Genomic DNA, 16,226 nt, shown 5'->3' on the forward strand with positions numbered 1-16,226 from the left:
GATTTTTTAAATGGATTGTTTTTCTGCATTTATGTTTTCGGAAACGTTAAATTGTTCTAACTGCGATCGTAACCGATACAACAGGTTTAAACGCAGTTTTAAATTATCTATTAAGGCATTAACAGTCAACTCACTGAGACCCGATTCAGTTAACTCTAATGAAAGCTTTTGGTAATCTTCATCAAGCGTGGCTATTTGCTCCAAATAACCATCAAATAACTCCTTAGTTTCTGGGGTGTAACTCATCTTAGATAATTCTAAGTTGATACTTGCCAAATAGTAGTCTTCTACTTTTTTTAGTCCAGGAGAAATGTCTCCTAGAGTTTTGGTAGCAATCACTTTTTTGGAGTTATCTACATTAACAGGTTCTATCTGGGACGGACTTAAAAAACGATAAGTTCCAAACGAAAGTCCTAAAAACACCACCACGCTAGCGGCCACTTTCATCCAACTTATACCTGTTCTTGAACTTACGGGCAAGGCTATATCTAATTTCTTTTGAAAACGGTTTTGATGATTCTTAGGCATCGTTTCATTTGACATTTTATCATCCTTGAATAAATCTCTAATATCTTGTGCCATTTTGCTTTTGTATTAATAGTTCCTGTAATTTTGCCTTACCTCTTGATAGTTGTGTTCTTGATGCTACCTCAGTGATATCAAGGATTTCAGAAATCTCTTGGTGGTCATACCCCTCAATTAAATAGAGCATCACCACGTATTGATATTTATTTGGTAACTTATTAATAGCCACTTTAACATCTGTAAGGGTAATAGTGTCATCTACCAACCATTTGTCGTCTTTTTGAGTATCAACCACTTTAAGGTGCACCTCATCCAAAGCCACTAGCTGCTGTTTTTTAGATTTTAAAAAGTCGATACTCTTATTAACAACAATACGTTTTAACCACGCGCCAAAAGTAACGTCTCCTTTATACTGATGTAATTTTGTAAAGGCCTTTATGAAGGCCTCTTGTACCACATCTTCAGCATCAGCAGCGTCTTTTAAAAACCGTTTAGCTACAATATACATGCCATCGCAGTACTGGCTGTACAACTGCATTTGAGCTTTCCGATTGTTCTGTTTACATTGTTCTATAATGTCAACTTGAAACATACTGATGTTACTTCTGGTTTGTGTTAGTTCATATTAAAGACGATAAAAAAAATGGGGTGTTGCAAAAACCTTCTATTTTTTTAATCTACCTGAAACAAAGCTAAATAAATGTCGTTTCCATTTTAGTAGTTTTGCCTTTTAAATTATCTTTACGTCTCAAAAAAATTGCTCATATGAACGCCTTCTTAAAACGAACCTTAATTCTTTTGTCTATCATCGCATTGGGGTTATTTTTATATTCTGTATTTGTTGAAAACATTTTTTCACCGCGATTAAGTCCGAAAGACACCGTTGAATTCAAATTAAACGATTTAAAACTTGAAGTTTTCTATAATAGGCCTTACAAAAAAGGAAGAGAAATTTTTGGAGCGCTAGTACCTTACAATCAGGTATGGCGTACTGGAGCAAATGAGGCTACCACTTTTGAAACCAACCAAACACTTGATGTTAAAGGTATGCCGTTAACCCCTGGAAAATATACTTTATGGACGGTTCCTAAAGATTCTGCTTGGACCGTAATTTTTAATTCGAAACAGTATAAATGGGGCGTTAATGCGCAAATGCAACCTATGTGGGATCCTAACTACGATGTTATTAATGTGGATGTTCCCGTGGAAAAACTTGCTAATCCCGTAGAGCAGTTCACCATTAGTTTTGATAATTCAACCGATAATTTATTTTTAACCATGGCTTGGGATGATGTTAAAATAGCCGTTCCGCTTCAATAACTATTTTTAGCATCCTCTGGTAATCCCTTGCAAGAATATTGTAAATTTAAGCAACTAATTATCTGAGAATTGACGAAAGAAAAGAAATCGGCATTACAAGAAAAAGGAGGTGTTTCAATTTCAGAAATCACCAACAGAAAGTCTATTGAAAACCTTAAACAAAAACGTAAAGTAAAACTTGACGCTAAAACCCTTTTAACCGATATTCTTCAAGGAGATGTTGCAGCGCTTAGCAGAGGGATTACCTTAGTTGAGAGCGTAAACAGTAAACATATAGCAATTGGAAACAAGCTTCTAAAAACCTGCCTTCCATATGCTAACAAATCTATACGCATTGGTATTACGGGTGTTCCCGGTGTAGGTAAAAGTACATTCATTGAGGCTTTTGGAAAGCATTTAACGTCACAAGGAAAACGTGTGGCAGTTTTGGCTATTGACCCAACAAGTTCCATTACAAAAGGTAGTATTCTGGGGGATAAAACCCGAATGGAAGCACTTGTTAAAGATGAAAATGCTTTTATCAGACCTTCTCCCTCGGGGCATTCGCTTGGCGGTGTTGCCAGAAAAACCAGAGAATCTATTGTGCTATGTGAAGCCGCTGGTTTTGATATCATTATCATAGAAACGGTTGGTGTGGGGCAAAGCGAAACTACCGTACATAGCATGGTTGATTTCTTTCTACTTTTAAAATTATCTGGGGCTGGTGATGAACTACAGGGTATTAAACGGGGTATAATTGAAATGGCCGATGCTATAGTGATTAATAAAGCTGATGGCGATAATGAAAAAAAGGCAAAGTTTGCCGCAAATGAATTCTCTAGAGCTTTGAAACTTTATCCTGAAAAAGAGTCTAAATGGTCTCCTAAAGTATCGGTTTGCAGTGCATTAAACCATGTTGGCATAACCCTTATCTGGAGCATGATAACAGATTATATATGTGTAACCACAAAAAACGGTCACTTTGATATAAAACGACAAAAGCAAAATAAATTCTGGCTGATTCAAACTATAGAATCCCAACTTAAATCAGATTTTTTTAATCAACCAAAAATTAAAAAAGCACTAGAATCTCAGCTTATTTTAATAGAAAACAACCATACCACCCCCTTTGCGGCTGCTGAGTTTTTACTAAAATTAAAAGCTTAATTCTTAACATATTTTGCCAAAACATATTGGCTTAATTTGTAAAATAAAAAACCTGAAAGCGCTCCAAATGTCATTCCACAAAAAATATCAAGCGGATAATGCACTCCAACATAAATTCTGCTATAAGCCACAATAAAACTCCAAAAAACAAGAAGCAGAATCAAATTTTTAAAATATGGCTTTAAAAGTAATCCTGCAAAAACAGCAACCGCCATAGAGTTTGATGAGTGCCCTGAGAAAAACCCATATTTCCCACATCGCACTGCAATAAAACGTATCTGATCTGCCAAATCGGCCACTCCACATGGTCTTGGTCGCTGAAATGTTCGTTTAAACACATTTGTTATTTGATCGGTAAACGTGATCATTAGAGCTATAGCCACCACAAAAATTAACAGTGATTTTAACCCATATTTCTTATACAACATGAATAACAAAACTAAATAAAGAGGAATAAAGGTAAGTTTGTTAGTAATGACCAGCCATAAGCTGTCCCAGGTAATTGACCCTAAATTATTCAAAAAAATGAATAGTTCTGTATCTAATCTAATCAGTTCATCTACCATAACACTTCTATTCTTCGTACTTAGCTATTTCACTGTCATAAAATTCAGTTGCTAATTTTATGGCATGTTCAGTTTCTGTTTCTAATTCCTTCTGATCTTCAGCATCAAAATCTTCAAACCACTCCAGATCATCATTTTCCAAATTAATTATAAATCGTGGAAACTCAGTGTGAATAACATAAATAGCGTTGGGAAATTCAGTATTATCCCCTAATATAAACTTTGGAAGACTCATTGGTTTTTATTTTTCGTTAGACAAAATTAATCTTTTGGTTAAATAATTAAACCTAATATATAACAAAATAGCTGCGGTAGTTAATCCTGCTAACAGCCCTAACCAAATACCAAAACTTCCGTAGGCTTCTTCCTTTCCTAAAAACCAGCTCATTGGAAATCCCACTAACCAGTAAGAAACAAACGTAATAAGCGTGGGTATTTTAACATCTTGCAACCCTCTTAAAGCTCCTAAAACGAGTACCTGAATGCTATCGCTAATCTGAAAAATGGCGGCAACAATTAATAAATTTGAAGCAATACCAACCACTTCTTTATTATCTAATAAGTTAACCACATCATCATAATCAACGTAAACTTTGGGGAGTTGATTATGAAATACTAAGAAAAATAATGCAAAGCACGTGGCAAATAAAGTCCCCATTAAAAATAAAGAAAATGCAATACGCCTCAGTTCATAGAAAGCTTTCAACCCTTTTTGGTTTCCAACCCGAATCATAGCGGCAACACTTAAACCTGTAGCCACCATAAAGGTCATTGAACTTAAGTTTAAGGCAATTTGATTAGCTGCTTGCGGATTTTTACCCAATAGCCCGCTGAGCCAAATAGCTGCTGTAAAAATAGCCACTTCAAAAAACATCTGCATAGCACTAGGTGACCCAAGATCAAGCAATTTTTTCAGCATTGATTGTTTTAATTGAAAGAATTTAATCTTAGTCACAAAAGCCTTCGATTTTTCTTTTGATTTTAACAAAAACCATAAATACCAAATCATAAGTAACCTTGCTACTAAAGTGCCGTAAGCGGCTCCTACAATACCCAATTCAGGAAAACCAAATTTTCCAAAAATAAGTAAGTAATTTAAAAAAACGTTTACTATGTTTCCAAACAATGTAGCATACATAGGATATTTAGTCATAGACATGCCATCACTAAACTGTTTGAATGCCTGAAAAATAACTAAAGGAATTAGTGAAAAGGCTACTAAATTCAGGTAAGGAATTGCTAAATGTACTACCTCTTCGGGTTGTTTCATCAAATACATTAAAGACTTTGAAAAATAAACCAGTAAAAAAAGTAATATGCCAATAACGGTACATAAAAATAGCCCATGCTTAAAGGCTGATTTTCCTTCCTTAAAATTATTTGCGGCATCAGCCTCTGCCACCAAGGGAGTTATCGCTGTAGAAAACCCAATACCTAAAGACATGGCTATAAAGAGAAAACTATTCCCTAAAGAAACAGCTGCTAATTCTGCCGTTCCTAGTTGCCCCACCATAATATTATCAACAAAACTCACAAAGGTATGCCCTAACATACCTAACATTACTGGTGCCGCTAACTGCCAATTATACTTAAATTCCTTCGTGTATTTTTCTAAATGCATTTTGCAAAAATACTCTTTATTTGCCGTGAATTAGAATATTTATACTGTTGACAGGTGTTAACATTTGTTAATAAATACCTTGATTTTAAAGTAAAAATATCATTACAAAATATTTACATTTGCCTTTCAATAATAATATCTCATTAAGACTATATAGCACATAAGAAACTTCGTGCTCTCATTTTTTAAGGGTTAGGAAAATAATTGCTAAGTTTCAAAGCATAAAAAAGGAGAATTTAATTTCTCCTTTTTTTAAACAAGTTACTTGAAATAAGTGGTTTTGCAAACTTCTAGTTTAGCAGCTTCAAATTCTTTAACTACATCACTTACTATTTTTGAAACAGGTTTTATATCATGAATAAGTCCTGAAATCTGACCAATTTCTAGCTCACCTTCTTCTAAATCGCCCTCAAACATGCCTTTTTTTGCACGAGCTCTCCCTAACAATTCTTTTAATTGTTCCTTTGTAGGACAGGTTTTATATAAATCCTGAATTTGATTATAAAATGAATTTTTAATCAGTCTTACAGGAGCTAATTCTTTTAACGTTAGCTGTGTATCGCCTTCTTTAGCATCAACCACAGCTTGTTTAAAATTTTGATGGGCAGAACTTTCTAAACTTGCAACAAACCGAGAGCCTATTTGCACACCATCTGCTCCCAGAATCATTGTGGCTAACATACTTTTACCTGTTGCAATACCGCCAGCTGCTATCAGTGGAATCTGTATATGTTCTTTAACTATAGGAACGAGGGTTAAGGTAGTCATTTCATCCCTTCCATTATGTCCACCAGCTTCAAAACCTTCAGCCACAATAGCATCTACTCCAGCTTCTTGCGCTTTAAGTGCAAACTTTAAACTGCTTACAACATGTACTACAGTAATTCCCTTTTCTTGTAACCAAGAAGTCCAGATTTTAGGGTTTCCAGCAGAAGTGAAGACTATTTTAACGCCTTCGTCTACAATGATATTCATGATATTTTCAATATCTGGATATAACATGGGCACATTCACCCCAAATGGTTTGTTCGTTGCTTTTTTGCATTTTTTAATGTGATCTCGTAATACTTCGGGATACATAGATCCTGCTCCTATAAGCCCTAAAATACCCGAATTACTTGAAGCCGCTGCAAGTTTCCATCCGCTATTCCACACCATACCTGCCTGTATAATGGGATATTTTATTTTAAAAAGCGCTGTTATTTTATTTTCCATTATTGTTTGATCATTTTATAGGTCTTTGAAAATGACTTGGTTTCTACACTAATTATATAAAGTCCCTCTGCTAAGAATGACAAATCAAAATATTCTTGTGTGATCTCTAAAGGAGTTTCTAAAATGAACTTTCCCTGAATGTTGAAAATGGACATTTTAAAAGATTCTATATCGTCATCTGTAATTCCACTTACATACAATTTATCCTCTATAGGATTTGGATACAGCACAAATGTTTGATCGTCCCACTCTTCCAACTTTTCAGTATTCAGTACCTGTTCCAAGTTTGGAATACCATAACCCAGAAAAAAATCTGGAGTCTCATATTGAGATGCCGACATTCTAACGGCTTGCATAATTTCTGCATTTGATTTTTCAGGTAAAGCTTGCCATAAACAGGCCACGCCTCCTGCTAAAATGGGAGAGCTGAAAGAGGTACCATTAGCCTGTGCTATAACATCATTTTCAGTGATTACATAACTTCGCTGACCTTGAGCAACCACATCTGGCTTTTGTGTTGGTTGCTCCTCATTCCCTTTTGAACTAAATGATGCGTAGTTTCCATTTGCATCAACAGCTCCTACACTTAGCACACCAGAGGCATCAGCAGGAGCTCCTACTATTTGCCAGGCATCATTTGGGCTACCCGAATTTCCTGCTGAAGTAACTAAAAGCATCCCTTTTTCAAATGCAATATTTGCGCCACGTGTTATGAAAGTTGTATTGCCATTCATATCAGCAGGCGTATAACCATAACTTGAATTATCATATGTAGTATATCCTAACGAAGTATTAATGATATCAACCCCTAAACTATCGGCACGTTCGGCAGCCTCTACCCAATAACTTTCTTCAATTGGTGTTTCGCTTGTGGCATCTTCTGTAACAAACAGATAGTAAGACGCGTCAGGTGCTGTTCCTACAAATTGATTTTCTTTAAGCCCAGCCATAGTACTTAACACCAAAGTACCGTGGTTACTTGTTGCATTATTAAAAACATCAACCTCTCGATTTACAAAATGATAACTTCCTAAAAGTTTGCCTGCATCTCTTAAATGCTTAAAAGCAGACATTTGGTTTACATTTGGAAATCCAGCATCTAAAACAGCAATGGTTATGCCGCTACCTGTATATCTTCTTTGATGCAGTTTATCACCACGAAACATAGCTATTTGATTCCATGAATTTCCGTAGTTAAAATCTACCACTACTTGCCCAGTCATAAATTTTGACTTACTTTTTAATGTTTTACCTGTCCCTAACTGGGCATCGGCATAAATCACATGACTCACAAAGTTCAAACTTTTTAAAGACTCAATATCAGAAAAACTTCCTTGAACATGAATGGCATTAAACCACTTTGATTTAGCCTTGACTTGAATGCCTGTACTATTTTTAAGCATTTCAATATAGGCTTCGTTAACAGGAACATCTCGTTCATCAATAGCAACACCATGAGCTATTTTCCTATCGATTGCCTTTTGTGAAAGTATGGTAATTGGATGTTCTATAGACGCCTGAACATCCTCTTTATCTACAAAATAAATCCATGCATCTTGTTGCGCCAATACATTAATGCTAAGAAAAAAAAATAAGCACTTTAAGATTCCTATTTTCATAACAGCAGGTTTTCTGCTAATTTACGAAATCACGCCCGAACCTATTAACTCATCTTGAATATACCATGCCACAAACTGCCCTTCGGTTATGGCCGATTGTAAATTTTCAAATTCAACATACAACCCATGTGGTACTTTATATAATGTTGCCAATTCTAAAGGTTGTCTGTATCTAATTCTAGCCTTAACCTTCATAGAATTTCCTGTTTTTAATTCTAAATCTTCTCGTATCCAATGTAACTCTTCGTTTGACACAAAAAGGGCTTTTTTTAGAAGACCTGGATGTGATTTTCCCTGTCCTGTATAAATCACATTATCTTCAACATTGGTATCAATGACGAATAAGGGCTCAACTGTACCTCCAACGGCTAAACCTTTTCTTTGCCCTTTAGTAAAATAATGCGCACCTTGGTGGTTACCTACTATTTTACCATGATTTGGTGTATAGTCAAATTTCCTTGACAAATAACTTAATTCTTTTTCTTTTGAATCAAAAACTGGTGGAACTTCTTGATATAAATCTGCATCTTTTGAAATCTCTATAATATCACCTGCTTTTGGTTTAAGTTGCTGTTGAAGAAAATCAGGTAATTTTACTTTGCCAATAAAACATAAACCTTGTGAATCCTTCTTTTCTGCCGTTACCAAATCTAATTTTGTAGCAATCGCTCTTACCTCTGGTTTAGTCAACTCACCTATAGGAAATAAAGACTTGGCCAATTGATCTTGTGATAGTTGACATAAAAAATAAGACTGATCTTTATTGCCATCAACACCCGCCAATAATTGATATATGGTTTTATTATCTTTAGTAATAGTGCCTTTTCTACAATAGTGCCCAGTGGCCACATAATCGGCTCCCAAATTTAAAGCAATGTCCATAAAAACATCAAACTTTATCTCTCTATTACACAAAACATCAGGATTTGGTGTTCTTCCTTGTTCATATTCCTTAAACATGTAATCAACAATACGTTCTTTATACTGTTCACTCAAATCAACCGTTTGAAAAGGTATACCCAATTTCTCAGCAACAAGCATAGCATCATTACTATCATCTAACCAGGGGCATTCATTGGATATGGTAACCGAGTCATCATGCCAATTTTTCATAAATAGCCCTATAACCTCATACCCTTGTTCTTTCAACAAATAAGCAGCCACACTAGAATCTACGCCACCTGATAACCCAACAATTACTCTTTTCATTTTAAAAAATTAGGGCACAAAGATACTGAATATTAGCGAAATTTTATATACGTGAACTTAGTCCTATTTATAGATGCAATACTGTTTTGTTTATTATTTTAATATTTTTATTAAACAATATTTGTTTTTTTGTTTAATTTTTTTATATATTTGTTAAACAATTAATGTGAACTAAAAAATTATGAAAATGAAAGCATCAAATTTTATTAAAAAAACAGGACTACTTGTTCTGAGTCTTTTTTTGTTGTGGTCTTGTAACGATGATGACGATACCCCAGTAATTAGAGAATTTAACATTGTTGAATTGGCATTAACTTCACCAGACTTAACCAGTTTAGTTGCTGCCTTAGAAAAAGCAGATTTAGTAGCTACCCTTCAATCAGGAGACTACACAGTTTTTGCACCTACAAACGAAGCCTTTGCGGCGTTTTTAAATGCAAAGGGATTTGCTTCTCTTGAAGCTGTGCCCAACGATGTGTTAAGAACCATCCTTTTAAACCATGTGGTTGTAGGTGGCGCTAGAGCCAACCAATTAACTACTGGATACATTGAAACCTTAGCTGAAGAAGCCACAACAAAGAACACTATTAATATGTTTGTTAACACCAGTGGAGGTGTTAAGCTAAATGGTGTTTCAGATGTTATTACTCCAAATCTAGTAGCAACAAATGGTGTTGTACACATTGTAAATGCGGTAATTGATTTGCCAACAGTTGTAGATTTTGCTGTAGCAGATCCAACATTCTCTATCTTAGTGCAAGCTTTAACTAGAGACGATTTAACGTTTGATTATGTTGCAGCGCTTTCAACTATGAGTGGAACAGCACCTGCTCCATTCACAGTATTTGCGCCCACAAATGACGCTTTTGCCATGTTATTAACTGAATTGGGAGCAAGCGCTTTATCTGATATTGATGAGCCTACCTTAAAGGCTACTTTAGACTTACATGCCGTTTCTGGCGCTAATGTTTTAGCTAGCGGTTTATCAGACAATTTAACGGTGACAACATTAGGTGGCGACATTACGGCCAACGTAACTGGAGGTGCAACGCTTACAGATTCAAACGGACGCGTGAGTAATATCATTGTTACTGATGTTCAAGCTGCAAATGGTGTAATACATGTCATTGACAAGGTGGTTTTACCTAAATTACCATCAACAGTAGTTGGTATTGCATTAGATACACCTGAATTAAGCATACTTGTTCAAGCCTTACAAGCTGCTGATGGCGACTTAGTAAGCGTATTAGGCGGAGAAGGTCCATATACAATTCTTGCTCCTGACAATGCAGCTTTTCAAGCCTTGCTTGACAGCAACCCAGCATGGAATTCGTTAGCAGATATAGATACTGCTGTATTATCACAAGTTCTTTTAAATCACGTATTACCTGGTAAACTTATGTCAACTGATTTAGTGGGATTAGGGTCTGGATATGCTTCAACAGAGGCAACTGGTGCTGGCGGTAATAAAATGAGCATCTTTTTTGATGCATCTAACGGTGTGAAATTTAATGGTGTCTCAACAGTAAAAATGGCCGATAAGGAAGGAACTAACGGTGTAATACATATTGTTGATGCCGTAATAGGTTTGCCAACAATTGTTGATCACGCCGTTGCTAATCCTGGATTAAGCAGTTTAGTAAGTAATTTAACAATGGGAGGTAATACAACATTCACAGATTTGTTATCTACTCCGGGTGACTTTACGGTTTTTGCTCCAACAAATGATGCTTTCACTGCATTTTCAAATCCTAATAGCAACGCTTTAGATGCTATATTATTAAATCATGTGGTGGTTGGTGCTACCGCTGTGTCATCCGGTTTAACAAACACCTATGTGAAGACAGCTGCAACCTATGGAAACACAGATAATAACTTAAGTTTATACATAAATACAGATAGCGGGGTAACATTAAATGGAATAGCTGATGTTTCTAAGGCTGACATCATTGCTAGTAACGGAGTCATTCATACCGTTGATGCCGTAATTGATATTCCAACAGTGACTACATTTGCGGTGGCTGATCCAACATTTTCAACCTTAGTAACTGCATTAACAACATTAACACCGAGTACAGATTTTGCAGGAATATTATCAACAGCTAATGGAACAGCCCCTGCTCCATTCACTGTATTTGCTCCTACAAACGATGCGTTTGCTGCAATTACAGTACCATCAGATGAGGGTGTATTAACAAACATTTTACAACACCACGTCATAGCTGGTGCCAATGTAACATCGGCTGATTTAAATAATCCAGGAACAACTACTGCGCCTAGTTTAGAAGGTGATGACCTTACTATCACGCTTCCAGGCACTAGTCCTAATATAGCAAATTTAACCGACGGCTCTGGTAATTCTGACATTGGAATTATTGCCGTTGATGTACAAGCTGGAAATGGTGTAATCCATGTTATTAATAAAGTGGCTATACCAAATCTTACAAATTAGTTTGGTTTGTTGGTTTTGTAGACAATCACATTCTTACTTCCATCTGAATGATTATCTATGAAAAAAGAGACTCCTTAAGTAATTAAGGAGTTTTTTTTATGTATTTGGGATGATAGGTAAAATCCTTTTCGTCTACTAACTTTCCATTTTCATAATACTTCCAAATGCCATTCTTTTTATCTCTTTTATAGGCGCCCTCCGTGATTAATTCACCCTTAGGGTTATAAAATGCCGCTGGTCCATGTAATTCACCACCATCATACTGTAGTTTTTTTAAAACCACTTCTTTTTCAGAGTAAATTATAGATTCCCCTTGTAATTGTCCGTTAGCATAGTTTTGTTTTTCTGCTATGTTACCATTTGGATAATACACCAAACGTTCTCCTATGAGTTTACCTTCATCATTATACGCTTCAAGAGTAAGTAATTTATCAGACGTTTTTTGATAATACTTCCATTCTCCAATATACATTTTACCGTTCATCAATCCTTCACTAATCACTTTACCATTTGAAGCCATAAATTTTACCTCAACTATATTATCATTTGCATTAAAAGTCTTTGTTGCAGACAGAATACCTTTTCCTTTATACAGTTTATAAAATTTAAACACGCCAATTTCTTTACCATGATGAAATTGCCCTTCATATCTTAAAATATTGGTATCATCAAAATATTTTTTCCAGATACCATGTCGCTTGCCTTGCGCATCAAACTGATTAATATTTTGACTAAAAAGGGTGCTTGTAAAGAGTAACACCAAAATCACTAAATGCTTCATCATAAAAAAAATTATTGCTTTCGAGGAAATTATAAATATAGTAACGTTTTATTTGCTTTTATCTTATAACAAAAAAGCTGCCAAAATATAATTCTGACAGCTTGTATTCATAAAACCAATATTATTATTTACGTTTTTGTTGTGCCTGTCTTTGTTGCTCCGCTTGTTCCATCATTTCGGCCATTTTTTTCTGAAAACGATTTTGCTTTTTGGGTTGCTTCTTCTTCTCTTGCATCTCGGCATGAATTTTATCTTCATCTAAAATATAATGCTTAATCACTAAAATGATTCCAATACTAATTAAGTTTGAAATAAAGTAGTATAAACTCAAACCAGAGGCATAGTTATTAAAGAAGAATAGCATCATAATTGGAGAAAAATACATCATGTATTTCATCATTTTCCCCATGTCGGGCATACCTTCTTGTTGTGGTTGCGCCTGCACATTTTGCCCTGTGGTTAAACGCATATAGAAGAAAATAGCAATAGAAGCCAAAATTGGAAACAAACTTACATGATTACCATAAAAAGGAATATTAAAAGGTAAGTTGGCTACCGTATCATATGATGATAAATCTTCAGCCCATAGGAAGGATTTTTGTCTTAAATCAAATGCCGAAGGGAAAAATTGAAACAAAGCATAAAACACAGGCAACTGTATTAATGCTGGTAAACATCCAGCCATTGGGCTGGCACCTGCCTTGGTTTGAAGCGCCATAGTTTCTTGCTGCGCTTTCATTTTATTGTTTTTATACTTTTCTCTTATAGCATCTAATTCGGGTTTTAAAATTTTCATCTTAGCCTGAGACAAAAACTGCTTATACTGCACAAACGACAATAAAATTTTCACCAAAATAGTCATCACCACAATAGCGATACCATAAGGCATAAAACCACCAAGAAAACTAAACAATGGCATAAACACATAACGGTTTATCCAGCCAAAAATACCCCAACCAAATGGCACCAATTCATCTAAATTCCGTCCGTAAGCATTAAGCACTTTAAAATCACTAGGACCATAATACCAATCCATAGATTCATTTAATTCACCGCCTTGCAATTCTAACGGCATTTTTACTTCAAAAGCCTTAGTGTAAACCGTATCTATCTCTTCTTTCTTAACTAAATTTTCAGCTATTATATGCGCTTTTTTAAACGCCTTATCTGTTAATAACACCGACGAAAAAAAGTGTTGTTTATACCCAATCCAAGTTACATCCAATACTTCTTCATCAGCATCTCTAGGCCCGGTATAACTATCTTTTCCATCTTCATATTCATAATGAATATCGGTATACCTGTTTTCATAAGAAATACTTTTAGCATGACGGTATCCTTTTAAACTCCAATCTAAATGAATATCTTGTGAACCATTTATAACATCATTTAAGCCTTGTGAACGCACAGAAAAACCAATCATATAATCGTTTGGTTTTAACTCATATCTGTATTCTAAAAATTTGCTTTCAGATACTTTTAGCTTCATGGAAACGATAGTATTCTCACCGCTCTTGGTAACTGAAGGTATAAATGGTAAATCTTTAGTATTTAATATTCTACTGTCTGTTGTACCAAAATTAATATTGAATGAGGCATTATTATTTTTTATCAAATAAATAGGTACTGAATCATAATCAACAAACTTTTTTAGCCTAACTTCTGATAAATACCCGCCTTTATTACTAAATGTTAAAGCTAACAGGTCTGTTTCAACTGTAGTTTCTTTGTTTGTTGCATTAATAGCAGAATAAGCAAACGCCCCTAATTTATTCTGTAATTGTATTTGTTGCAAAGAATCAACACCAGAACCAACTGCATAATCAGCTACTGCAGTATCCATAGATTGTTGCTGTGCTTTGGCTTTTTCTTCAGCTTGAATTTGTTCTTGTTTCGCTTTTTCTTGGGCTTCTAACTCTTCAGGCGTTGGTTGGTTTTGCCAAAGCATATAAGCCAATATTCCAAAAATGAGCACGAAGCCAATAATTGAATTGATATCTAATTTTTTTTCTTCCATTATTTTGAATCGATTAAGAAATAATCTTGCATTAAGAATGAGAATAACTTAGCAAGAAGCTATCCAAAATTCAAATTATGCCTTACTGGCACTTTTCTTGTTTTTATTATACTTTAAAGCTGCCTTAACAAAAGCCACAAACAAAGGATGCGGATTAGCAACTGTACTCTTATATTCTGGGTGATATTGTACGCCTACAAACCAAGGATGTGATGGAATCTCAACAATTTCAACTAAACCTGTATCCGGATTTAGCCCGGTAGCAATCATTCCCGCATCTTCCATTTGAGCTTTAAATTCACCATTAAATTCATAGCGATGCCTGTGACGCTCTGCAATACTTTCTGCTTTGTAAATATCACGAACCAAACTACCTATCTTTAAATCACAAGCCCAAGCCCCTAAACGCATAGTACCTCCTTTATCTGTAATTGTTTTTTGATCTTCCATAAGACCTATAACAGGATTAGGTGTATCTGCATTCATTTCGGTAGAAGCGGCATCTTTTATGCCTAACACGTTTCTGGCAAATTCAATAACAGCCATCTGCATTCCTAAACAAATACCTAAAAACGGAATATTGTTTTCTCTTACAAACTTAACAGCATCAATCTTTCCATCAATACCACGTTCTCCAAAACCAGGTGCCACTAAAACGCCATCTAAATGCCCTAGTTTTAGATCTACATTATCACTATTTATGTACTCTGAATGTATTGACTCTACTTTTACCCTCACCTCATTCTCTGCTCCAGCATGAATAAAAGCTTCTAAAATAGACTTATAGGAATCTTGTAACTCTACATACTTTCCTATTAATCCAATTGTAATCTCTGTTTTTGGGTTTTTATGACGATGTACAAATTGATTCCATCTATCAATATCTGGTGTAGAACTGCTAAGATTTAATTTCTTCAGAACAACTTTATCTAAGCCTTCTTCCAACATTAAGTTTGGCACATCATATATGGTTGACGCATCAATTGATTGAATTACGGCATCTTCCTTAACATTACAGAATAAGGCTAACTTTCTTCTTAAATCTTTAGGTAAATTATGTTCTGTTCTACAGACTAAAATATCGGCCTGTACCCCGCTTTCCATAAGTGTTTTTACACTATGCTGCGTTGGTTTTGTTTTTAACTCACCTGCTGCCGATAAATATGGCACCAAAGTTAAATGAATAACAATACCATTATTATCCCCTAAATCCCAACGCAATTGACGAACGGCTTCTACATATGGTAACGATTCAATATCACCAACTGTACCGCCTATTTCGGTAATCACAATATCATAATCACCAGACTTCCCTAAAATCTGAACACGTTCTTTAATTTCATCAGTAATATGCGGAACAACCTGAACTGTTTTTCCTAAAAATTCACCACGGCGCTCTTTTTCAATAACACTTTGATAAATTCTTCCTGTGGTCACATTGTTAGCTTGACTTGTAGGAGTATTTAAAAAACGCTCATAATGTCCTAAATCTAAATCGGTTTCTGCTCCGTCCTCGGTTACGTAGCACTCACCATGCTCATATGGATTTAAGGTGCCTGGGTCTACATTTATATACGGATCTAACTTTTGAATGGTAACTCTGTAACCTTGTGCTTGTAATAGTTTTGCAAGTGATGCTGCAATAATACCCTTTCCTAGGGATGATGTAACGCCGCCGGTTACAAATATGTATTTTGTTGTACTACTCATGTTGCGCTTTTAAACGCAGGCAAATTTACAAAATTAAAATAGTTA

General features: G+C 35.2%; 14 protein-coding genes. 3 read left to right on the forward strand and 11 right to left on the reverse strand.

Annotation, left to right across the window (positions count from 1 at the left end; translation table 11 throughout):
* Positions 1 to 6: 6 nt before the first annotated feature.
* On the reverse strand, positions 7 to 582 hold the full coding sequence (locus FGF67_RS11920) for a hypothetical protein (RefSeq protein ID WP_139697980.1): 576 nt from the start codon (positions 580 to 582) through the stop codon (positions 7 to 9).
* Positions 566 to 1,117, reverse strand: coding sequence for an RNA polymerase sigma factor (locus tag FGF67_RS11925; protein ID WP_139697981.1), 552 nt, complete (start codon positions 1,115 to 1,117; stop codon positions 566 to 568). Before FGF67_RS11925 ends, FGF67_RS11920 begins: the two co-directional genes overlap by 17 nt.
* Positions 1,118 to 1,290: 173 nt before the next feature.
* Here FGF67_RS11925 and FGF67_RS11930 point away from each other — a divergent pair, with 173 nt between their 5' ends.
* Positions 1,291 to 1,845 (forward strand): DUF2911 domain-containing protein, encoded by a 555-nt coding sequence (locus tag FGF67_RS11930; RefSeq protein WP_139697982.1) that lies wholly within the window; start codon positions 1,291 to 1,293, stop codon positions 1,843 to 1,845.
* Between the two features lie 69 nt (positions 1,846 to 1,914).
* Positions 1,915 to 2,991, forward strand: coding sequence for a methylmalonyl Co-A mutase-associated GTPase MeaB (gene meaB / locus FGF67_RS11935; RefSeq protein WP_139697983.1), 1,077 nt, complete (start codon positions 1,915 to 1,917; stop codon positions 2,989 to 2,991).
* Here the strand turns inward: meaB and FGF67_RS11940 are convergent.
* The 6 genes from FGF67_RS11940 to mnmA form a co-directional block, all read right to left on the reverse strand.
* Positions 2,988 to 3,557 (reverse strand): phosphatase PAP2 family protein, encoded by a 570-nt coding sequence (locus FGF67_RS11940; RefSeq protein ID WP_139697984.1) that lies wholly within the window; start codon positions 3,555 to 3,557, stop codon positions 2,988 to 2,990. The genes meaB and FGF67_RS11940 overlap by 4 nt on opposite strands.
* Positions 3,558 to 3,564: 7 nt before the next feature.
* A complete protein-coding gene (locus FGF67_RS11945; protein WP_139697985.1) occupies positions 3,565 to 3,792 on the reverse strand; it encodes a hypothetical protein in 228 nt (75 codons plus the stop codon).
* Between the two features lie 6 nt (positions 3,793 to 3,798).
* Positions 3,799 to 5,178: an MATE family efflux transporter gene (locus tag FGF67_RS11950; RefSeq protein ID WP_139697986.1), complete on the reverse strand. Its 1,380-nt coding sequence runs from the start codon at positions 5,176 to 5,178 to the stop codon at positions 3,799 to 3,801.
* Between the two features lie 261 nt (positions 5,179 to 5,439).
* Entirely contained in the window at positions 5,440 to 6,393 is a 954-nt protein-coding gene (locus tag FGF67_RS11955; RefSeq protein ID WP_139697987.1) for an NAD(P)H-dependent flavin oxidoreductase, read from the reverse strand.
* Positions 6,393 to 8,012 (reverse strand): S8 family serine peptidase, encoded by a 1,620-nt coding sequence (locus FGF67_RS11960; protein ID WP_139697988.1) that lies wholly within the window; start codon positions 8,010 to 8,012, stop codon positions 6,393 to 6,395. Before FGF67_RS11960 ends, FGF67_RS11955 begins: the two co-directional genes overlap by 1 nt.
* Positions 8,013 to 8,033: 21 nt before the next feature.
* On the reverse strand, positions 8,034 to 9,221 hold the full coding sequence (gene mnmA, locus FGF67_RS11965) for a tRNA 2-thiouridine(34) synthase MnmA (RefSeq protein ID WP_139697989.1): 1,188 nt from the start codon (positions 9,219 to 9,221) through the stop codon (positions 8,034 to 8,036).
* A gap of 187 nt (positions 9,222 to 9,408) precedes the next feature.
* On the opposite strand from mnmA, the gene FGF67_RS11970 reads away from it, so the two are divergent.
* Entirely contained in the window at positions 9,409 to 11,673 is a 2,265-nt protein-coding gene (locus FGF67_RS11970; RefSeq protein WP_233244069.1) for a fasciclin domain-containing protein, read from the forward strand.
* Between the two features lie 82 nt (positions 11,674 to 11,755).
* Here the strand turns inward: FGF67_RS11970 and FGF67_RS11975 are convergent, their stop codons facing one another.
* From FGF67_RS11975 to FGF67_RS11985, 3 genes are all read right to left on the reverse strand, one after another.
* Positions 11,756 to 12,457 carry a toxin-antitoxin system YwqK family antitoxin gene (locus FGF67_RS11975; protein ID WP_139697991.1) on the reverse strand — a complete coding sequence of 234 codons (702 nt, stop codon included), beginning with the start codon at positions 12,455 to 12,457 and terminating at the stop codon, positions 11,756 to 11,758.
* 121 nt (positions 12,458 to 12,578) lie between these two features.
* Positions 12,579 to 14,471, reverse strand: a complete 1,893-nt coding sequence (gene yidC, locus FGF67_RS11980; protein ID WP_139697992.1) for a membrane protein insertase YidC — start codon at positions 14,469 to 14,471, stop codon at positions 12,579 to 12,581.
* A 75-nt stretch (positions 14,472 to 14,546) separates the two neighbouring features.
* The gene (locus tag FGF67_RS11985; RefSeq protein WP_139697993.1) at positions 14,547 to 16,181 is read right to left on the reverse strand and encodes a CTP synthase; all 1,635 of its coding nucleotides are present in this window, start codon (positions 16,179 to 16,181) and stop codon (positions 14,547 to 14,549) included.
* Between the last annotated feature and the right edge of the window lie 45 nt (positions 16,182 to 16,226).

The sequence above is a fragment of the Allotamlana fucoidanivorans genome, from assembly GCF_006265225.1.
Taxonomy (GTDB): domain Bacteria; phylum Bacteroidota; class Bacteroidia; order Flavobacteriales; family Flavobacteriaceae; genus Allotamlana; species Allotamlana fucoidanivorans.